This window comes from Rhizomicrobium sp. (assembly GCA_037200045.1).
Lineage (GTDB): Bacteria > Pseudomonadota > Alphaproteobacteria > Micropepsales > Micropepsaceae > Rhizomicrobium.
Genome location: JBBCHM010000002.1, coordinates 673,125 through 693,986 on the forward strand (window position 1 = coordinate 673,125; position 20,862 = coordinate 693,986).

Below are 20,862 nucleotides of genomic sequence, written 5' to 3' on the forward strand. Positions count from 1 at the left end.
GATTGCTCGGCATCGATTCGATGCGAATATTAACGCGATTTATTGAGCGACAATTAAATTTTGGTTGTGATTTGCGTTTACATGCCCGCGCATCGCCCCGTCCGACCACGCAACCGGGCCTTATCTCGGATGGATTAGAGAAAAACCGGATTGTCCGCAGGGACGTTCGCCCGGCACGAAAAGTTGTCGTTAAATTAGAATGCACGCCGAAATAGTGGTCACACCGAGGTGCGTACCAACATTGCTGGCAAGCGCGTCGAGCCAAGCGCGGCGATCGACAGCTACTTCAATCGTCCATGCTGTGGGGATCGACCTCGCGTATCGGCAGATCCCAGTGGTTCAGGGTCAGTTCCCACCGCCTCTGCTCCTCGCGCTCCAGCGTCGTTTTATCGGGAAAGAGCTGACGTTGAACTTCCCGCTCATGCGTGGAGGCATTGTAGTCGGGATATGTGATGACGATCCGGTAGTCCCAACGCGAATCCTCGCTGGTGTGCAGACCCGGCCGGTCGACGATGTAGTTCGTGACATAGCCGAGCTGCTTTTCGCGATCGAGAATGGCGATCTGGTATTTCTGGAAGATCTTCCACCATTCGGCCTGGTGTCCGTATTGGATCCGGTAGACCCATTCCACCTGGTACGGCTTGGCGTCCTGAGCGCGCCCCGTGGCCGTGAGCGCCAGCAGGGCGACGCAAGCGGTCATCAGCGTTCTTCGATACATGGATACCTGCCTCCTTGAAGAGCATCGATTGGCGCCGCTTGCGGGCCGCGCCATGCCTATTCCACATGCGCGTCGAATGTGACGCCGAACGACCTGGGATCGCCGAGCACGCCGACGGCCGGCGTGATGGCCGACGCGGCGCCGACGCCGATGAGGTAGCGCTGGTCGGCGAGATTCTTGGACCAGAACAGCAGGGAGTATTTCCCGTCGGTCGTGCGCACGCCGATGCCGAAATTTGTCAGCCCATAGGCATCCTGCCACCCATAGCTCGAATAGGAATTGTAGACCGAGACCTTGGAGTGGAACGTCTGATTCAGATAGGTGAAGCCGGTGAAATCGTCGTCCAGCGGCACTTCGTAGTTGATGTTGAGCTGGGCGTTCCACAGCGGCGCGCCGGGAAGCTGCCTGCCGGAGAGGTCCACGGACTTCGTGATATTGGTGAGTTCGATCGGCGCCGGCGCGTCGACATAGGAAACATAGGTCGCGTTGTTGTAGGCGCCGCTAAGCGAGATCGTCAGGTTGTCGAGCGGCGCATAGGTCGTCTCCAGCTCGATGCCGCGCTGGCGCACGCGTGCGGCGTTGGTGAGATAGATCCGGGTCGTGGGTCCGGTGGTCACGGCGGCCGACGCCTGATAGTCGGAGATGTTGTTCCAGTAGAGGTCGAAGTTGGCGATCAGCCGCCCATCGAGCCAAGTCGTCTTGACGCCTGCCTCGTAGTCCGTCGCGCGTTCCGGCTTGATGATGACGGGGATGCCCGGCGCCGCGGTGGTGTTGACCGCGCCCGACTTCTCGCCATGGCTGACGGAAAAATAGGCGAAGATGTTGTCGTCGATCTTGTAGGACGGATTGATCAGCCAGGAGACGGAACCGAAATCCTTCTTATCGGCCACGACGAACGGCCCACCGAACGAGGCGAGCACGGCCGTGCGGTAAGGCGCCAGAGTCGGCGGCAGCGTCGCGCCACCGAAGGAAGAGGCATTGTCCGAGCCCGCCTTGTGCTCCCAGGTGTAGCGCAGGCCACCGGTGATCGTGGCGGCTTCGGTAATGTGCCAGGTGCCCTGGGCGAAGCCGGCATAGCTGTCGGTCGTGGCGCGGCCGGACTGGTCGTACTCCACGCCATTGAGGACCGCGGACGGCGCCGTCCGGCTGCCGAGCAGGGCCTCGGATGCGTCCGCGAAGAAGATGTCGCGATCGTTGCTGAGCACGCGCTCGTGCAACGCGTAGAAGCCGCCCTGATATTCGAAGGTCTGGCCGGTGGGCGAGGCGACGCGCAATTCCTGCGAATATTGCGAAACGTCGACATCGTAGCCGCCGCGCAGGATCGGGAATGGCGAATAATCGGAGTCGTTGTAGGGCCGGAAGCGCAGGCTGCGGAACGCGGTGATCGAGGTGATTGTGTGATCGCCGACGTCCAAATCGAACTGGTTGGAGATGCCGTTGACCGAGGAGTGCGTGATCCCCTGCGTGTCCATGTTGGCACCATGCGTCAGATCGAAGCTCGGCGTATAGCCGAATATGCCCTTGAGGATCGCCGACCAGCCGGCGCGCGGCACGCCGTTGGCGTAGTTCGGATCGGCGACCGGCGGGGTGTAATTGTTGAGCTCGTCGGTCTGGTTGTGCTCGATGATGAGACGGTCGCGGAAATTGCTGGTCGGCGTGAAGAGGAGCTGGCCGCGCACCGACCACCGGTCGGTGTTGAGCAGGTGGTCGTCATTGTAGTTGTTCTTGATCCAGCCATTCCCCTTGTCGCCGGAGACGGTGAGCCGGAAAGCCAGTTCGTCGTCGACGATGGGGCCCGTCACGTTGGCGCGGATCTGCTCCCTGTCATGGTTGCCGTAGGTGAGCGCGACGTCGGCGCCGTAATCGAAGCTCGGCTCCTGGGTCGTGATGACGACGGCGCCGATGGTGGTGTTCTTGCCCAGCAGCGTGCCCTGCGGCCCGCGCAGGACCTCGACATGGTCTAGATCGACGAAGTCGAACCAGCTGAAGCCGACATGGGTGAACACAACGTTGTCGACGATCAGACCGACGCCGGATTCGACGCCGTCGAAATTGGCGTTGCCGCCGAGGCCGCGGATCGAAAACTGCGACACGCGCGTGTTCTGCTGCACGGCGGAGAAGTTCGGGACCTTGTCCGCGTAGTCGGCGATGCGGTCCGCATGTTCGAGCTTCAGATTGCTGCCCGCGATCAGGGAAATCGGCAGCGGGACGTCCTGGTTGTTCTCCGCGCGATGCCGGCCGGTCACGACGATCGATTCGATGGTTTCGGGCGGCGCGCCCGCATCGGCCACCGCGATCGGTCCCGCCGCGCTCCCATTGGCGTTCGCGGCATATGCCCCGGAGGTCACCAAAAGAGCGCTGCCAGCCAGCAGCGCCAGTCGGATGGACGAGAATCTTGCACCGGAATGCATCGCACCGGTCGGATGGAATGAAAACACGCGATTTACCCCTACTCTGACTGCCACACAGCACCACGCATGTGCCACTTAAAGTCTATCAACTTAGTATTGTATGGATAGGAGCAAGCCCGCAGGCGGTCAATAGGATTGTTCCCATCGGGCGAATTCGCGGGAGCGTCAGGTAAAAGTGCCACAGGCGATATGCGCGTGCTGCCCCAGCGTCACGCGCCGACGCCGGACGCGTTCAAGCTCGTTACAATAGCAATTCACTATATATGAGATGTAATTACGGCACGGAGAACTCGGCCGCCTAAATCCCCGCGCCCAGATCGACGAACTCGTCGGCGAGCAACGACCATTGCGGCGGCCGTCCGGCCTGCGTCACGGCAAGCTTCTGAACCAGCCGCTCGATCTGGGTGTTGATTTCCGGGATCGCCGTGATCTCCCACCACGCCGGCCGTGTCAGGGGGCCGAGCGCGAAAAGCCAGCGGGAGATATTGCCGCGTGAATCGAGAACGGCGCTGTCGTCGGTCTCGATGCCGAGACCAAGAGCGTCCGGCAACACAAGGTGTTTGCGGACAAGGTCCGCGAGCAAGGGATGCGCGATGGCGGACACATCGCCGCGCGGTCCGGTGCAGTTGAACATACGGGCGGCCCGGAAATGTTCTTGTCCCGCTCCCGGCGTCCCGAACGCGACGTCGATACCGTCCGGAAACGGCTCGGCGCGACGAATGCGTCCCGCCGCGATGCGAAGCTGGCCGCTTGCCGTCAGATCCCGCAGCCGGCTTGCGACGCGCGGCGCCATGCGATGGCGAACCGATGTCCAGAGCGTCCGCAGATGCCGGAAGAACTGCAGGCGCTCGGCGCCCGACCAGCCGTGCCAGATTCGCGCGGTCGCGGGACGCACGGCATCGATCACGCGCTGCCACGGCACGGCTTGCGCTTCGGCCTGCGCAATCGCGGCCCTGACACTGCGCAGCGCCTGCAACGGCGAGACATGCCCCGCGTCCATGAACGGTGCCCAGAATCCGCCCGCGGCGTGCGTCGCGGGCACGACGCCATGGCGCGACAGAGCCAGCAGCGGTCCACGGTGGCCGCCCTCGACCAGCTTCAAGACAACGTCGACCATGGTGAGACCCGTGCCGACCAGCAGCACCGGCGCGGAAGGATCGATGCCGTCGAGCGCGTCCGCCGCCCAGGGATCGTTCGCCACGGACACATCCGACATCAGTCCGGGAATGGCCAGCGGACTCGCGGGAAGGTTGCCGGTCGCCAATACGATGCTGTCGGCCTTGACCGTCCGGCCATCGTCCAGGACCACGGCCGGCGTCGGCGAGTCCTCCAACCGGACGGCCTCGGCATGGACGACCTTCAGGCGGGACCGGCCGGCCGCGGCCTTGCGCGTCAGTGCTTCGAGATAGGCGCCGAATGCGTCCCGCACGACGAAGGCCGACGTAAGATCGCCACCGCTTTCGGCGAGAGCGGCCGTCAGATCGAAGGACTGGTCCTTCAGCCAGTCCGCAAAGCCCGGTTCCAACCCGATCTCGGCGCGGCTGACCGGGACATTCAACAGGTGGAACGGCGCACAGGCGCCATAGGCCAGCCCGCGCCCGAGGGCTCGGCGCCGTTCGATGAGGACGATGTCCGCATCCGGCAGACCGCGCAGGGCCTTGAGCGCAAACACCGCCCCGCTGAAACCGCCGCCCACCACGGCAATCGTTATGCGCGTCGTCGTGGACATATCCTGCACCGTCATTCCTGTCTCTCAAACACCGGCCGCTGGCCGGTCCCGCAGCACGCATGCGAAACCCCGGCTTCGGAAATGCATGACGGGTCTGCGCCGTTTGAAGCCATCGACAAGATATACTATATCGTCCTTGTAGACTTAAAGCGCCCCATGTCGCTCGCAGCCTCTTCCTTCGCCTCCGACCGCCGCTGGCCGGCCGCACCTTTGTGCCGGCCGACGGACGGATCAAGTCCGAACTGGCGACAACCGCGCGATCCGACAATGACGGGCTTTTCTGCGATGCGGGCGACACTACTTACAGAACTGGGTGTCCACACACAGGGCGGCATCGCGCCCCGGAAGAAAGAGAGCCTCCCATGAGCAGTTCGCGGCAGTTGAAGCTTGGCGCCTTCATGCGACCCGTCGGGATCCACACCGCCTGGTGGCTCTATCCGGGCGCCTATCCGGACGCCAATTTCAACCTGAAGCATCTGGTGCGGTTCACGCAGAAGCTGGAACAGGGCAAATTCGACGCCTTCTTCATGGCCGATCACCTGGCGGTGCTGAACATGCCGATGTCGGCGCTGAAGCGTAGCGCCACGGTGACCTCGTTCGATCCGCTGACCCTGTTGCCGGCGCTGGCAATGGTGACGGAGCGCATCGGCCTCGTCGCCACCGCGTCGACGACCTATAACGAGCCCTATCACGTCGCGCGCAAATTCGCCTCGCTCGACCACATCAGCGGCGGGCGCGCGGGATGGAACCTCGTCACCTCCGGCAACCCGACGGAGGCGTGGAATTTCGGACGGGAGGAGCATTGGGAGCACGACACCCGCTATCGCCGGGCGCGCGAGTTCTTCGATGTCGTGACCGGGCTATGGGATAGCTGGGCGGACGACGCCTTCATCCGCGACACCGAGAACGCGGTCTATTTCGATCCCGACAAGCTGCACGTCCTCGACCACAAGGGCGAGTTCCTGAAGGTGCGTGGTCCGCTCAACGTCGCCCGGCCGATCCAGGGCTGGCCAGTGATCGTGCAGGCCGGTGCGTCGGAGGCCGGCAAGCAGATCGCCGCCGAAACCGCCGAAGTGATCTTCGCCGCCGGCGGAAGGCTGGCCGACGCACAGCGCTTCTATGCCGATGTGAAAGGCCGCCTCGACAGGCTCGGCCGGCCGCGCGACCATTTGAAAGTTCTGCCGGGCGCGCTGGTTGTTGTCGGAGATTCGGATGCGGAGGCGCGACGCAAGCAGGAATTGCTGGACAGCCTCGTCCATCCGGACAGCGGCTTGCCGAACCTGTCGATGCGGCTGGGGACGGACGTCTCCGGTTTCGACCTTGACGGGCCGTTGCCGACGGACCTCCCCGAGACCAATGCCAGCCAGAGCGGTCGCCAGGCGCTGATCGACCGCGCGCGGCGGGACAACCTGACCATCCGCCAGCTGGCGCGGATCGTCGGCGCCTATGGCGGGCTTGCCTTCGTCGGCACGGCGAAGACAATCGCCGACAAGATGGAAGAGTGGCTTTTCAGCGACGCCTGCGACGGGTTCAACATCATGTTCCCCACCGTGCCGCAGGGCCTGGACGAGTTCGTGGACCAGGTCGTGCCGGAGCTTCAGCGCCGCGGCATCTTCCGGCGCGAATATGAAGGCACCACGCTGCGCGAGAATCTGGGCTTGCCCCGGCCGGAGAACCGTTTCTTCGCCAAGACGGCCGCCCCGGCGTGACGGCCGGCGGGGACGGCCTGACGCGGCGCGCATGGCTCGGTGCGGTGGCGGCCGGGAGCGTGGCGCTGTCGAGCGCGGTCGAAGCCGCGCCGCCGGTGCATGCGCGCCTGTCGTTGAACGAGAACCCGTTCGGCCCATCGCCGCTCGCGCGCCGCGCGATCCTGAAGCAGCTTGACGAGGCCGACCGCTATGTCGGCGGCGAGGCGCGCGCCCTGGAAGAACAGATCGCGGCGATCGAAGGGGTGTCCGCCGACCAGATCATCCTAGGCGAAATCCTCGACGCGCTGGGCCTGCAGCTCGCGCTGGACGGCGGTCCCGGCGGTGAGTTCGTCTATTCCGAGCCCGGCTATACCGCGCTGGTCGATGCCGTGGCGCCAGGCGGCGGCGCGGTCGTCGGCGTGCCGCTGAACGATCGGCTGGAGAACGACCTGCCCGCCGTCGCGGCGCGCATAACGCCGCGGACGCGCGCGATCTATCTCGTCAATCCGCACAATCCGAGCGGCACGGTCAGCGAGACCGCCGCGTTCAAGGCTTTCCTGCGCGCGGCCGCCGCGAAGACGACGGTCATCGTGGACGAAGCCTATCTCGAATTCGAGCCGGACTTCGCGGAGCGCACCGCCGTCACGCTGACGCGCGGGGGCGCGAATGTGATGGTCTTCCGCACCTTCGCGAAAATCTATGGCCTGGCGGGGTTGTCCATCGGCTATGCCGTAGCGCCGAAACCGCTCGCGGCTTCGCTGAAGAAGAAAGGGCTCGGCGCGCCGCACGAACTTAATCGTCTCGCGCTGGCGGCGGCGTCGGCCAGCCTGCGCGATAGCGGCTGTATCCCCGCGATTCGCGCCAAAGTGGTGGCCGAGCGCCAGGCCTGGAATACGCTGCTCGACGGCCTGGGTGTCCGCCGCAGCGACTCGCGCGGCAATTTCGTCTTCTTCGAGACGCGCCAGCCCCATGAGACCTTTGCCGCCGCCCTGCTGGCCGAGGGCATCGAGATCGCCCGGGCCTTCCCGCCGCTCGACCGCTGGGCCCGCATTTCCATCGGCCTGCCCGACGAGAACGCGCGCGCCCGTGCCGCAGTGCGCAAGCTGCTCGGCTGAGCAGTTGACTGGACATACTCTATCATTCTGATAGAATATCAGTAGATGTTGCTGAGGGCCGCGCCGCGGCCGGCGATGCCGGCCCGCGGACATCACGTCATGAGAGATTCTTCGAAAGTCGCGCTTCGCGAGGAACCCTCCGGATCGTCCGGCGGCGCCCCGGGCGCGGACGGCGCGGCGAGCCCGCTGAATCTGGACACCGTCGTGGCCGAGCTGCGCCGATCGCGCGAGGTGACGCACAATATTCGCGAGGGCGGCATCGCCCGTCGGCTTCCGTCCAGCACGGCCATTGCCGGGATCGTCGAAGGACTGTCGGCCGCCCTCTTTCCCACTCATTACGGCCAGCCGGAGCTGAGCGGCGAGCGGATCGACGGGTTCGTCCGCGGCATGCTGGAAGACACGCTGGTGGCGCTGGAAGAACAGATCCGCCGCGCCCTTCCGCTCGGCGGCGACACGGCGGAGCGCGACGCCGCAGATCGCGTGGCGCGCGACATTACGACCGCTTTCGCGGCACGGCTTCCTGCGATCCGCGCCCTGCTCGTGGCCGATCTGCAAGCGGCCTATGAGGGCGATCCCGCCGCGACGACGGTGACCGAAATCCTGCTCGGCTATCCCGGCATGGTGGCCGTCATCCATTACCGACTGGCGCGCGCGCTGCATCTACTTGGCGCGACGCTGATCGCCCGGCTGATTTCCAACATCGCCCATTCGCGGACCGGCATCGACATCCATCCGGGCGCCGAGCTCGGCACGAGCTTCTTCATCGATCACGGCACCGGCGTGGTGATCGGCGAAACCGCCGTCATCGGCGACCGCGTGCGGCTCTACCAGGCCGTGACGCTGGGCGCCAAGCGGTTTCCCGTCGATCGCGACGGCATTCTGGTGAAGGGCATCGCGCGCCATCCGATCGTGGAAGACGACGTCGTGATCTATGCCGGCGCCACGATCCTTGGCCGCATCACCATCGGTCGCGGCTCGACCATCGGCGGCAATGTCTGGCTGACGCAAAGCGTGCCGCCGGGAAGCAACATCACACAGGCGCAGACCCGCGATGCTTGAGACCCTGTCCCGTCGCGGCCTGCTTCACGGCGGCGCGGCGCTTGCGCTGACGGCCGTGCCGCTCGCCAGCTGCGGCCGGAACACCGCCGCGCGGGCCGACACCGTCCGCATCGGGTACCAGAAGGACGGCGTACTCGTCATCGCCAAGCAGCAGAAGCGGCTGGAGCAACACCTCGCCGCGTCGGGGATCGGCAAGGTCGAATGGGCCGAATTTCCGTCCGGTCCGCCGCTTCTCGAGGCGCTCGCGGCCGGCGGCATCGATTTTGGCGCGACCGGCGACACGCCGCCGATCTTCGCCCAGGCGTCCGGCACCGACCTCGTCTACGTCGCCGCCGTCCCCGTGCGGGGTCGGAGTTCGGCGATCCTGCTTCCACCCAGCTCGAAAATCTCCCGCATCGCGGATTTGAAGGGCGGCAGAGTCGCCTTCACGCGTGGTTCCAGCGCGCATTACTTCGCCGTCTCGGCGCTGCATTCGGCGGGCCTGACTCTGTCCGACGTTACGCCGATCTATCTTGCGCCGTCCGATGCAAGGGCGGCCTTCGTGCGCGGCAGTCTCGATGCCTGGTTTATCTGGGACCCCTATTATGCCGATGCGGAGCGCAACGCCGGCGCGCGGGTCCTATCGAACGCCGAGCCCTTCGTCCACAGCGCCTCGTTCTTCCTGGCGTCAAGGGCCTTCGCCGAACGCAATCCCGGCGTGGTCCGCGCCATCCTTGACGAGCTGTGCACGGTCGGACAATGGATCGCCGCCAATCGGGCCGCAGCCAGCGAACTGGTCTCGAAGATCAATGGCCTCGACCTCGCAATCGTCAGCGCGGCGTTCGCGCGGGCGGATTTCGGGATCGTGCCGCTCGACGCCGGAATCATCGCCCGCCAGCAGGACGTGGCGGACGATTTCGCCCGCCTGGGCATTATTCCACATCCCGTGAAGGTGGCCGACGCCGTGGCGCATCTCGACTGGAAATGAACCTCTCATCGAAAGCGAACATCCCATGACCCAAGACAAGAAACTCAATTTCTTCTGGTTCCTGCCGAGCGCCGGCGACGGCAGCTATCTCGGCTCCGAGGAACTGCGCCGGCCGGCGGATTTCGGCTATATGCGCGACATCGCGCTGGCCGCCGACCGCCTGGGTTATGGCGGCGTGCTGCTTCCGACCGGCCATGGCTGCTTCGACGGCTGGACGCTGGCGTCGGCGCTGGCGCCGCTCACCGAACGGCTCAAATTCCTCGTCGCCCTGCGGCCCGGAATCCTGACGCCGGCGCTCGCCGCAAGGCAGGCCGCCGCGCTGGACCAGATTTCCGACGGAAGGCTGCTGCTCAATGTGGTGACCGGCGGCAATCCGACGGAGCTTGCTTATGACGGCCTGTTCCTCGGGCATGACGAGCGCTATGAGCAGACCGCCGAGTTTCTCACGCTCTGGCGGCGCATCATGGCGGGCGCCCCGATCGATTTCCACGGCAAATACCTTTCGGCGAAGGGCGGCACGCCGCTCGTCTTCCCGCCGGTGCAGAGGCCGTATCCGCCGATCTATTTCGGCGGCTCATCGCCCGCCGGTGTCGCGGTCGCGGCCGAGCATGCCGATCTCTATCTCACCTGGGGCGAACCGCCCGCGCAGGTCGCGGAGAAATTCAAGGAAGTGCGCGAGGCCGCGGCAAGGGCCGGCCGCAAAATCCGCTTCGGCATCCGCTTGCACTTCGTGGTGCGCGAAACCGAAGCCGAAGCCTGGGACACGGCCAATCGCCTCATCAGCCGGCTAACGCCCGAGATCATCGCGACCGCGCAGGCGCGCATCGCCAAGCGCGTCGAGCAATCGGAAGGCCAGCGCCGCATGGTGGAACTGCACGGCGGCGGCAAGACGGACAAGCTGGAGATCAGTCCCAATCTGTGGGCCGGCATCGGGCTGGTGCGCGAAGGCGCGGCGACGGCGCTGGTCGGCGATCCGAAGACGGTCGCCGAACGCCTCCGCGAATACCAGGCCCTGGGCGTCGATACGGTGATCGGATCGGCCTATCCGCATCTGGAGGAAGCCTATCGCGTCGCGGAGCTGTTGTTTCCGGCCCTCGGTCTTGGCGCCGGTGCCTCCACCATATTCTCAAGCGATACCAGGGCGCGCGCGGCGGGTTGAGAGGCACCTAGCGCGGTGCCACCATGACCTGCACGATTCCGCCGGCGGATATGACGGAACAGTCGACGCGCCACACCCGCGCGATCCGTTCGGTGGTCAGCACGTCCTGCGGCGCGCCTTCCGCCTCGACGCGGCTATGCGCCAGCACGATCAACCGGTCGGCATAGGCCGCGGCGAGATTGAGGTCGTGCAGGATCGCCAATACGCCGGCGCCTGCCCGCGCGATGTCGCGCGCCTTGGCGAGAATCGCGTGCTGGTGAAACAGATCGAGGCTCGATGTCGGCTCGTCGAGCAGCAGGAAACGAGCCCGGCCGTCGGTCAGCGGATCCCACAATTGTGCCAGCGTGCGCGCATAGTGCGTACGATGTAGTTCGCCGCCGGACAAGGTCCGGCAATCGCGCGCCGCGAACGCGGCCGTCTCGGTGGCAGCCATCGCACCATGCACCGCAGCGCGGTCGGCATCGCGGTTGGCGCGGCCGCGATGAGGATGACGGCCGAGCTCCACCACGTCCCAGGCGCGGAACGAGAAGGCGAGTTCGGGCGATTGCGGCAGGACGGCGCGCTGCAATGCGAGGTCCTCGGGCCGCCAGGACGACAAGGCCTTGCCGTTGAGCGTGACGTGTCCCGCTTCCGGCACGATGTCGCCGGAGAGGACTTTCAGAAGCGTCGATTTGCCGGCGCCGTTGGGTCCGACGACGGCGGTCACCGTGCCCGGTGGCACCTCGATGGTGACACCGTCGAGAATGCGGCGTGCGCCGGCTCGCACGACAATGTCCTGTCCGCGCAGGCTCATGGCGCGGCCTCGCCCAGGCGGCGGCGCAACAGCCAGATGAAGAACGGCGCGCCGAGCGCGCTGGTCACGACGCCGATGGGAAGCTCGGCCGGCATGACGAGCAGCCGCGCCGCGACGTCGGCGAGCACGACCAGCAAAGCGCCCAGCAAAGCCGAACCGGGCAGGACGAAGCGATGCGCCGAGCCGCCCATCAGGCGCAGCAGATGCGGCGCCGCCAGGCCGACGAAGCCGACGATGCCGGTCAGCGCCACGCCGGCACCCACGCCCAGCGCCGTCAACAGGATGGTGACGCGGCGGATGGTTTCGACGGATAGACCGAGATGGCCGGCGGCGCTTTCGCCCAGTGCCAGCACGTCATAGCTGCGCAGCAACGGCCCGAACGCGGCGAGTGCCGCCGCCATCAGGAGCAGCACCGGCCAGATCTGATCCCAGGTCGCGCCGCCGAGGCCGCCCAGGAGCCAGAACGTCAGGGCGCGCAATTGGGCGTCGCTGCCCAGATAGGTCAGATAGCCGACGATCGCGGTTGTCAGCGCGTTCACGGCAAGGCCCGCGAGCAGCAAGGTCGCTACATCCGTGCGAGAACGCGAACGGCCGATCGCATAGACCAGGGCCGTCGCCAGAAGCGCGGTGGCAAAGGCCGCCATGGGCAGCGCAAAGGCGCCGTGCATCCATAGCGGCGCGCTGGCGCCCAGGACGATCCAGCCGACCGCGCCGCAGGCCGCGCCGCCCGACACGCCGATCAGGCCGGGATCGGCCAGCGGATTGCGGAACAGCGCCTGCAGCGCGGCGCCCGAGACTCCGAGCGTCGCACCGACGCCGAGGCCGAGCGCGACACGCGGCAGGCGGATACTAAAGAGTGCGGCGTTTTCGACGGACGAGACCGGTATTCCGATGTCGATCCCAAGACGGCCAAGCAGCGCGGCCACGACATGGGAGAAGGGAATCGACAGCGCGCCGACCGTGGCGGCGAGCAGGCAGGCCGCCGCCAGCGCGCCCGCCAGTCCCGCCAATATAATGTGTCGGCGCAACCGCAGCGGATCACGGACCGGATCGAAAGTACTTTCCGCGACAACCGCCATGGCGATCAGTGCAGCGTCGCGATTGCAGGCGCGTGCAGCGCCGCCGCCAACGCCGCAAGCGCATCGGGCGTGCGCGGCCCAAAGCCCAGCAACAGCAGCGCATCCATCGCGACGATGCGTCCCGACTGGCCGGCGGGCGTCATCGCGATCTCCGGGCGGGCGCGCAGCGACTCGATGCCGCCCAGCATGCGCACGGCGTGATCGGCGACGATGATGACATCGGGCTTGAGGTCGATGGCCGCTTCCGGCGTGAGCGGCTTATAGCCGCTGAAGCCGGAAGCGACATTCTGCGCCCCCGCGAGCGTCAGCATCACATCGGCCGCGGTGTCGCGGCCGGCCGCCATGGCGCCACCGGGCCCCTGCGCCATCAGGAAGACCGCGCGCGGATGGTCGCGGAAAGCCGCGAGCCGGACCTTCACGCCGGCAAGCGCGGTTCGATATCTGTCTTGCAAAGCTTTGCCGCGGTCTGCGACGCCCAGCGCCTCGGCGATAATCGCGATCTTCGCCGGCACGGCGTCCGCGCTATGGGCGTTCGGCACATGGACGATTGGGATGCCCGTGGTGCCGAGTTGCGTCATCGCCGCCGGCGGCCCCGCATCCTCCGACGCGAGAATGAGATCAGGCTTGCAGGAGAGCACGCCCTCGGCCGCGAGCGTGCGCAGGTAACCGACCTGCGGCAGCTTGGTGGCCGCCGCCGGATAGAGCGAGGTCTGGTCGTCGCAGACGATGCGGCCCTGCTGCCCGAGCGCGAAGACGATCTCGGTCACGTCGCCACCCAGCGTCACGATGCGCCCGGCGGGCGCCGCCGAAGACGGCGCCGCCACGAGCCACAAAGCGGCCGCAAGGCCGATCGCACGCTTCATGGAGATACCGGAATGGCGGAGAGGATCGCGCGCCACGCTGCAAGTTCCGGCTTGCCGGGCTTGCGGGCCCCGAACAATTGCGTGAAGCAGAAGCCATCCTTGTCGAACAGTTCGAGCGAAGTGACATCGCCGTCCCGCGTCGGTTTGCGCACGACCCAGGCGGAGGCGATCGCGTCCTCGCGCAGATGCAGGTTGAAGGTCGGATCGAGCACGTTGAACCACGGCCCCATGCGCTTGAGATTGGTCACCGTGCCGGTATGGATCTGGATGCAGCCGGGATTGCCGACGAACACCATGATCGGCGTCGAAGTATCGTGCGCGGCTTCGAGGACGCGGGCGAGCGCATCGGGCACGACGGCCCGCGCAAACGAGGAGCCGGCGAGCCGCAAAGCCTGCAGGCGCCCGACTTCGAGGCCCCGCAGCATGCCGAAGAACTCATGGGTGTCTTCCAGCGCCGACCATTCGCGGCGCAGGCGTTCGACATCGATCTCGGTATCGGCGCGGTCGCCTTTCGACGCCGGCACGTCCGCGATTTCGAGCACCGGCGACTGGTCCGCCGCCCGCCAGCTTTCGATCAGCCGGTCGAAGGCCGCGATGTCCGTTGCCGGCTTCTGATAGATCTTGTGAACCGCCGCGCCATCGGCATCGAAGATCTGCAGCGAGCGGCGCGGGCCGTCGTCGGTCTCATCGATCACCGCGAAGGTGTGGTGCCAGCGCGACGGGAAGATGCGCAGGTCGATCTGCTCGCCCAACACCAGCCCATGCATCGCATTGATGGTGACGTCCAGATAGGGACCGATCTTCTCGTGCACGCAATGCTCGTTGCGGGTCAGCGCCATCACCGGGCCGAGGGCGGGGATGTCCTTGACGATGTTCGCCCCGTCGGTGCGAAGACGCGTCGCGCTCGTGCCGACAAGGCTCGCGATCAACTCGCCTTCACTGACGCGCAGGCGCAGGGCGGCGTCACGCGAACGGAGTTTTCCGCCGGTCCGCTCGTTGAGCTCGTTCCAGGCACTGCGTAGGGTCGCCCCCCACAGACGTTTGCCCTTCGTGGGTGCGGCAATTGCGGCGTCGCTCATTCGGTCCTCCGATAACGATCTGTATTGCAATTGACTCGCAATTGCAAAAATGGTGCATTGAGATTGCACCTGCGAGTCATTCGCAGTCAAGCCAGATTGAGGGGCTCTTTAATGCGTAATTTTCGCCGTTTGCTTTTGACGTCCGTTTGTTTTCTGACCGGCGCGGGAGCGGCCTGGGCCGATGGCGCCGCGCCGCTGCAGGTGGCGTCGGTCGAAACCGTAACGGTGACGGGAACGCGCAATCCGACAGCGGTCGCGACCTTTCCCGGCATGGTGGATGTGCGCGATTACAACGAGATCCAGGCGGACATCCCGTCGACCGTGTCGGACCTGTTTTACGGGATGCCGAACGTCCAGTTCGTCGGCGGTCCGCGGCGCACCGGCGAGAGCCCCAGTATTCGCGGCCTGGGCGGCCAGGACGTGTTGGTACTGGTCGATGGCGTTCGCCAAAGCTGGACGTCCGGCCATGACGGCCAGTTCTTCCTCGATCCGTCGCTGCTCGCCGGCGTCGATGTCGTGCGCGGCCCCAATTCGTCGCTCTATGGTTCCGGGGCGCTGGGCGGCGTGATCGCGTTTCGCACGGTCGACGCCTCGGACCTGCTCGGCGCGGGCCTGACCGCCGGCGTCCGCGTGGCGCTCGGCTATCAGGGCGTCGACGACGAGTTCCTGCGCATGGCGACGGGCTTCACCCATATCGGCGATCTCGACGTCATCGGCAGCATCGGCGAACGCAGTTCCGGCAACATCAAGCTCGGCTCCGGCGCTTCGCTCGCCGCGGACGACGACGTCGTCACCGGTTTCGGCAAGATCGGCTACGATTTCGGCGATGGGCTGAGCGTCAAGGTATCCTATCAGGGCTATCAGGACGACGCGGTCGAACCCGACGACGGCCAGGGCGTTTCGACTGGGGCGCCGATCGACAAGCGCGTCACCAATCAGCAGGTCTCCGGCGAAATCGACTGGAAGCCCTCCGGCACCGACCTCGTCGATCTGCACCTGACGCCTTATCACGTCGAAGGCAGGGTCCTCGAAATCGATCCGGCGACGGGCGATCGCGCGGTACAGGACATCAAGACCGACGGTTTCAGCGCCGACAACCGCATTCCCTTCGCCTTCGCCAACGTTTCCGGCCTCTTCACCTTCGGCGGCGAGTGGTATCAGGACAGCCAAGTCGGCACCGACAGCGCCGGGGTCGGCGGCGTGCGCTCCGGCGTGCCGAACGGCAAGGACGAGTTCTGGGGCGCCTTCGCGCAGATCGAAGCCACTGTCGATCATCCGCTGGGCGCGCCCGGCAAGCTGACGCTGATCCCGGCCGTGCGTTACGATTCGTTCAGTTCCTCCTCCACGGGCAATCCCGACCTCAACAAGAGCGCGACCTCGCCCAAGCTTGCCGCAACCTACGCGCCGGTCGACTGGTTCTTCATCTTCGGCAATGTCGGCGAGGCGTTCCGCGCGCCGGGAATCAACGAACTCTATCTGAGCGGTATTCACTTCGAAGTGCCGCACCCGATTCTGCCCGGCGTTTCGGTGGCGAACACGTTCCAGCCCAATCCCAATCTCAAGCCGGAGACGTCGAGATATTGGGAGGCCGGCGCCGGCGTGTTATTCAACGATGTCGTCACAGCGGGCGACACGCTGCGCGGCAAGGCCTCGTACTGGAATCAGAACGTCGACGACTTCATCGATCTCAGCGTTTTCACGCCGCCGACCTTCTACAGCATGGGTTGCTTCACGCCGCCGACCTTCCTGGCCGGCTGCAATGTCGGCCAGACGACTTCGGTCAATGTCGATGCGAGTCTGCACGGCGCCGAGGTGGAAGCGATCTACGACGCGCCGCGTTGGGCGCTGCAGGCCGACTACGGCACGATCAGCGGCAAGGAACGCGGCACGCCTTTCGCGCTGAACTCGCTGATGCCCGATATCGTCTCGCTGATCGCGACGCTCAAAATTCCGGAAGTGGACAGCGCCTTGAACCTGCGCGTGCAAAACGCGGGCTCGTTCCACAAGAGCTACGATCCGGCCAGCAACGATCCGCCGACCGACGACCGCAAGGGCTACACGCTGCTGGACCTCTATGCGAGTTGGCAGCCCAAGGGCAGGCTGCAGGGGTTCAGGGTCGACGCGGGTATCGACAATCTGTCGGACGCCGATTACGCGCCCTATGCCCAGGGCGTGAGCGCGGCGGGACGCAACATCAAGATCCTCGCCAGCTATAGCTACACATGGTGATTCCGACAAACCATTCGGATAAAGGGTCCGTCATGCTTGCGCCCGCACTGGGGGAGGCCGAAGGCGATCATGCGGAACATGTGATGGTCTTCGCCTGGCGCATGCTGGTCGCCGGACGGGCGCGATGCCCGGTGCTGCGGGACGAACTCGCCGCCGCGGCCGGGGCGCAGGCGATGGATGTTCTGTCGGCGTTGAGCGTTTTTCTGACGACCCTCGGCAATGGCAGCCGGCATAGGCTCTGCGTCGGACCTCCGAGGTGCAGTCACCGCACCACAGACGAGCAGGCGATGCTGGCGCTTATTGCCGCGGCGCAAGACGGCGACGAAGAGCGCGTGGCCGCGCATCTGCGCTGGCTGGTCGTGCCCGACCAGCGGGACGCGGTTTCACGGAGCGTGCAGGCGCTTGCCGAGCTTGCCGACCGAGCCAGCCTTCACATCCCCGCGCCCGTTCGCCAGCATATCCAAGGCGGCCGGCGCCTTGAAGTTCTGGACCGAAGCTGACTGGACGTAGCGGCTGTCGCGCTGGGGGCCCGTGCTCCGGGATACGCGCGAAAACCGGACTCCAAAGCTTCATTCGGAATAGAGGACGCTCACCAGAACCCAGGGCGTCAATCTATCCGGCGCGAGGATCCGCGCGAACACGGCTTCTCGTGCCTCTTTGACAAGGCCGTGTTGGAGTTCCTGGACGCCAAGGATGAACGGTTCGCCCGTGTCGAGCACCGAGGCGACAATGGCGGCCATGTTTTCCTGATGTGGCCCGTCATGGGGATGCGCATGGATTGCCGAATATCGAAGCGATGTCACTTCCTGGCCGAAAGGACGTCGCAATCCAGATCCGGCGACTCGGATGCGGAAATTGCCGTCGCTGGCGGGCTCGATGACCATGATGGAATGCAGGAGAGACGAAATCTCGCGAGACGGCAGATCCCGGCCGACAACCGGCCCTCCGGCCGCCTCGCATTTGCGGATGAACGCCAGAAGGCTGCGGTTGGAAGCATGCGCAGGCTCCGACACGCGCCCATAGCGAAACACATGGCCCCGCCCTTCAGGGCCATGTACCTCCCAACACGTCGCCGCGGGTTTCAAATCTCCTCCGTTCGACCTGTCCGTCCTTCCCGACTGTGCCGATCCGTTCTCCGTGGTGCGCGTCACGGCGGAAATGGACGGTCTATGGGCGACCGGATACCAAGGTCGCCGTGCATGAATTGCCGAACGGGTCGGTGATCGGCCAGCTATCGCCGACCTTGCGGGCTTCGGACGAATAGCAAACCGGCTTTTCGCCGGCGCCCGGCGGCGGATTGGTCTGATTGAAGCAGACCGCCGTTCCATCATCGGCCCAGCGGCCGGTGCTGGACGGATGGCCGGTGGGGATCACCGTGAAGCCGCCATTCGAATCCACTAGGACCTTCGTGACGTCGCCATTGGCGTATTTGCACAGGACCGTGTTTCCGAAGTGGCCGGACATGTCGCCGGCCGTCGCGGCGGATGCCAGGCACGTCGATATCGCCACCGCCGTCATCAGGCCGACCGGCCGAAGATTTCTCATCTGCGTCCCTTTCTTCAATAGCGATAGGTCAGAGACCCGCCGAACCAGCGCGGGCGATCGAGCGTGTCGACGGCGGCGCCGACCTGGCCGACGAAATCCACGCGCGTCGCGATGATCGTCTCGTCAGTGAAGTTGTTGACGAACGCGGCCGCCGTCCACTTGCCGCCGGGCAGATCGTAGTTGATCCGCGCGTCGAACCGGTGATAGGCGGGGATACGCTCGTCCGGATAGTCGATCGCGCTGATCGAACGCCTGCCGACATAGACTCCGTTGAGCTGTAGCGAGAGTTCGTCGTCGCCCTGCACCTCGAAGCCGTAACGCACCTCGCCGTTGAAGCTCCACCTCGGCGCGTCGGGCATCTGGAAATTTCCGCTGCCGCCGCTGGGGAACGGCACATTGTATTGCAGCGTGTCGAGATAGGTGCCCGCCCCCATGAGGGTGAGATCCGGCAACGGCCGCAAGGTGAGCGCGAGCTCCGCGCCCCTGACGCGAGCGTCGACATTGAGCACACGCAAGCCGCCGTCCGTGCTCGCCGCGAAGGATTGGTAGTCCTTATAGTCGTAGTAGAAGAACGACGTATCCACGGTCAGAAGCCGGTCGTCGGTCGTCGCCTTGGCGCCGATCTCGTAGTTGATCAGCGTTTCCGGCTTAAACTCCACGGCCGAGGCGGGATAGAATTCGGCGCCGCCCGAATTGAAGCCGCCGCTCTTGGTGCCGCGGGTGACGCCGCCATAGACCATGATGTTGTCGGTGGGCTCGTACTTCATGACGGCGCGGCCGGACCAGTCGGCGTGGCTGAAGCTGCCGTCATAGGTGCGGTTGAAAGCAATAGCGCCCGGGAACACGGCCGTGCCGAGGATGTCGCAGAGATTCGGCGGCGCCATCGGATTGGACGTGCAGGTCGAAACGTTGTGGAGGGACTTGTTGTCGTTGATGCCGCGCAAGCCGAGACTGAGCGTCAACTTGTCCGTCAGGCCGATATCGGCCTGGCCGAACAGGGCATAGCTCTCGGTGTGCTGGCGGTAGTCGGCGGGCAGCCGCACGCCGAAGCCGGGATGGTTGTACAGATCGGTGACGACCAGGATGTGGTGGTCGATATTGAGATAATAGGCTCCCGCGACCCAGGTGAGCCACGAATTGGCGCCGCTCAGCCGCAGTTCCTGCGAGAACTGGTTGGAGTCCTTGTCGTGGATCTCGTAGTTGAACAGCGTCGGCGGCGCGGCGTCCTCGTCGACCAGGAAGTCGTTGTTGAGATGCTGATAGTCGGTGACCGACGTCAGCGTAACGTCGTCGCTGATGTCCCACTGGCCGGTGCCGGTCAGGCCGCCATAGGTCTGGTTGTAGCGCGCCTCCGGGCTGACGGCGGTGTGGAAAGGATCAGGCTGCGTGACGAAGCAATTGCCGCCTTGCCACGCGCCGGCCGGCGTCGGCACCAGTCCGTGCGTGACGCCGGCGCAGAACGCGGCATAGTCGGCGGCGCTGGTTGGATGGCGCACCAGGCCGCTGGGCTCCTGGACGAAGGGGGTCGGCGCGACGCTGACGCTCGGGCTCGGCAGGAAGCGCCAGATGTGCGCGGATACGGTGTAGTGAAAGTCGGAAGTCGGCTCCCACAGGAACTGCAGCCGAGCGGCCAGGCTATTCTCCGCGTCGAGCGACGGACCGATGCTGTTCTTGATGTAGCCGTCGTCCCGGTCATAAGCGATGGAAAACCGCGCGCTCAACGTGTCGCTGAGCGCCCCACCGACGGCGCCTTGCACATTGACCTCGTTGTAGCTGCCATATTCCACCATCGCAGTGGCGTCGAAGGTCTGGGACGGCTGACGCGTGACGATGTTGATGAGGCCGCCGGTGGCGTTGCGCCCGAACAGCGTTCCCTGCGGACCCTTGAGCACTTCGATGCGGTCCACGTCGAAGATCGGCTGCGCCACCGCCGGGATGAAGCTCACATAGGCCTGGTCGACGAACACCGCGACCGCGCCTTCGTTCTGCACGTTGATGTCGCGTTGTCCGACGCCGCGCAGGCTGAGCGCGGAGACCGCGGGATTGCCGGGCTCGGTCACGCGAAAGCTCGGCACATAGGCCGTCAGGTCCTGGACGTTGCGGATATCGAGCGTCGCGATCCTGTTGGCGCCGAGCGCGGTGATGTTGATCGGAACCTTCTGGACGTCTTCGGCGCGTTTTTCGGCGGTGACGACCACCGTCTCGATAGCCTCGGCGCCGGACGGCGACCCGCTTGCCGAAGCATCCGCGAGCGCGGCGTTCGATTGCGCCACCGAAACGGCCGAGCCGAGCGCGAGCGCCATCCACACAGCGGTGCTGTTGCGAAAATTCATGGTGAAATCCCTCCCCTTCTCGCTCGCTACGGGCGAGCACCGATTATTTTTTTTGTTTTGGCGTCTTGGTTCGTCTCTCCTGGACGACCTCCTCC

The 20,862-nt window shown here is 65.5% G+C and carries 17 protein-coding genes; 7 read left to right on the forward strand and 10 right to left on the reverse strand.

The features are described from left to right. Positions 1 to 286: 286 nt before the first annotated feature. From WDM86_18235 to WDM86_18245, 3 genes are all read right to left on the reverse strand, one after another. Entirely contained in the window at positions 287 to 718 is a 432-nt protein-coding gene (locus WDM86_18235; GenBank protein MEI9991964.1) for a hypothetical protein, read from the reverse strand. Positions 719 to 774: 56 nt separating this feature from the next. After that, positions 775 to 3,066 carry a TonB-dependent receptor gene (locus WDM86_18240; protein ID MEI9991965.1) on the reverse strand — a complete coding sequence of 764 codons (2,292 nt, stop codon included), beginning with the start codon at positions 3,064 to 3,066 and terminating at the stop codon, positions 775 to 777. A gap of 361 nt (positions 3,067 to 3,427) precedes the next feature. Beyond that, complete coding sequence (locus WDM86_18245) at positions 3,428 to 4,825, reverse strand: FAD/NAD(P)-binding protein (GenBank protein MEI9991966.1); 1,398 nt, start codon at positions 4,823 to 4,825, stop codon at positions 3,428 to 3,430. 395 nt (positions 4,826 to 5,220) lie between these two features. Here WDM86_18245 and WDM86_18250 point away from each other — a divergent pair, with 395 nt between their 5' ends. The 5 genes from WDM86_18250 (at position 5,221) to ssuD (ending at position 10,846) form a co-directional block, all read left to right on the forward strand. Next, a complete protein-coding gene (locus WDM86_18250) occupies positions 5,221 to 6,567 on the forward strand; it encodes an LLM class flavin-dependent oxidoreductase (GenBank protein ID MEI9991967.1) in 1,347 nt (448 codons plus the stop codon). Beyond that, on the forward strand, positions 6,564 to 7,661 hold the full coding sequence (locus tag WDM86_18255; GenBank protein ID MEI9991968.1) for a histidinol-phosphate transaminase: 1,098 nt from the start codon (positions 6,564 to 6,566) through the stop codon (positions 7,659 to 7,661). The genes WDM86_18250 and WDM86_18255 overlap by 4 nt, the downstream gene beginning before the upstream one ends. Positions 7,662 to 7,760: 99 nt before the next feature. Continuing rightward, complete coding sequence (gene epsC / locus WDM86_18260) at positions 7,761 to 8,720, forward strand: serine O-acetyltransferase EpsC (GenBank protein MEI9991969.1); 960 nt, start codon at positions 7,761 to 7,763, stop codon at positions 8,718 to 8,720. Further along, positions 8,713 to 9,687 (forward strand): aliphatic sulfonate ABC transporter substrate-binding protein, encoded by a 975-nt coding sequence (locus WDM86_18265; protein MEI9991970.1) that lies wholly within the window; start codon positions 8,713 to 8,715, stop codon positions 9,685 to 9,687. Before epsC ends, WDM86_18265 begins: the two co-directional genes overlap by 8 nt. Before the next feature lie 25 nt (positions 9,688 to 9,712). After that, the gene (gene ssuD / locus WDM86_18270) at positions 9,713 to 10,846 is read left to right on the forward strand and encodes an FMNH2-dependent alkanesulfonate monooxygenase (protein MEI9991971.1); all 1,134 of its coding nucleotides are present in this window, start codon (positions 9,713 to 9,715) and stop codon (positions 10,844 to 10,846) included. Positions 10,847 to 10,853: 7 nt separating this feature from the next. On the opposite strand, the gene WDM86_18275 is transcribed toward ssuD, so the two are convergent. From WDM86_18275 to WDM86_18290, 4 genes are all read right to left on the reverse strand, one after another. Further along, complete coding sequence (locus WDM86_18275) at positions 10,854 to 11,639, reverse strand: heme ABC transporter ATP-binding protein (GenBank protein MEI9991972.1); 786 nt, start codon at positions 11,637 to 11,639, stop codon at positions 10,854 to 10,856. Beyond that, entirely contained in the window at positions 11,636 to 12,649 is a 1,014-nt protein-coding gene (locus tag WDM86_18280) for an iron ABC transporter permease (protein MEI9991973.1), read from the reverse strand. The genes WDM86_18275 and WDM86_18280 overlap by 4 nt, the downstream gene beginning before the upstream one ends. Before the next feature lie 74 nt (positions 12,650 to 12,723). After that, positions 12,724 to 13,581, reverse strand: coding sequence for an ABC transporter substrate-binding protein (locus WDM86_18285; GenBank protein MEI9991974.1), 858 nt, complete (start codon positions 13,579 to 13,581; stop codon positions 12,724 to 12,726). Then, positions 13,578 to 14,660, reverse strand: coding sequence for a ChuX/HutX family heme-like substrate-binding protein (locus WDM86_18290; GenBank protein ID MEI9991975.1), 1,083 nt, complete (start codon positions 14,658 to 14,660; stop codon positions 13,578 to 13,580). Before WDM86_18290 ends, WDM86_18285 begins: the two co-directional genes overlap by 4 nt. A gap of 135 nt (positions 14,661 to 14,795) precedes the next feature. Here WDM86_18290 and WDM86_18295 point away from each other — a divergent pair, with 135 nt between their 5' ends. Next, a complete protein-coding gene (locus tag WDM86_18295) occupies positions 14,796 to 16,889 on the forward strand; it encodes a TonB-dependent receptor (protein MEI9991976.1) in 2,094 nt (697 codons plus the stop codon). Positions 16,890 to 16,921: 32 nt separating this feature from the next. Further along, complete coding sequence (locus WDM86_18300; GenBank protein MEI9991977.1) at positions 16,922 to 17,389, forward strand: hypothetical protein; 468 nt, start codon at positions 16,922 to 16,924, stop codon at positions 17,387 to 17,389. 69 nt (positions 17,390 to 17,458) lie between these two features. Here WDM86_18300 and WDM86_18305 read toward each other — a convergent pair whose 3' ends face one another. The 3 genes from WDM86_18305 to WDM86_18315 form a co-directional block, all read right to left on the reverse strand. Continuing rightward, positions 17,459 to 17,920 carry a PAS domain-containing protein gene (locus WDM86_18305; GenBank protein MEI9991978.1) on the reverse strand — a complete coding sequence of 154 codons (462 nt, stop codon included), beginning with the start codon at positions 17,918 to 17,920 and terminating at the stop codon, positions 17,459 to 17,461. 136 nt (positions 17,921 to 18,056) lie between these two features. Further along, a complete protein-coding gene (locus WDM86_18310) occupies positions 18,057 to 18,434 on the reverse strand; it encodes a hypothetical protein (GenBank protein ID MEI9991979.1) in 378 nt (125 codons plus the stop codon). Positions 18,435 to 18,448: 14 nt separating this feature from the next. Continuing rightward, positions 18,449 to 20,767 carry a TonB-dependent receptor gene (locus WDM86_18315; GenBank protein MEI9991980.1) on the reverse strand — a complete coding sequence of 773 codons (2,319 nt, stop codon included), beginning with the start codon at positions 20,765 to 20,767 and terminating at the stop codon, positions 18,449 to 18,451. Positions 20,768 to 20,862: the final 95 nt, after the last annotated feature.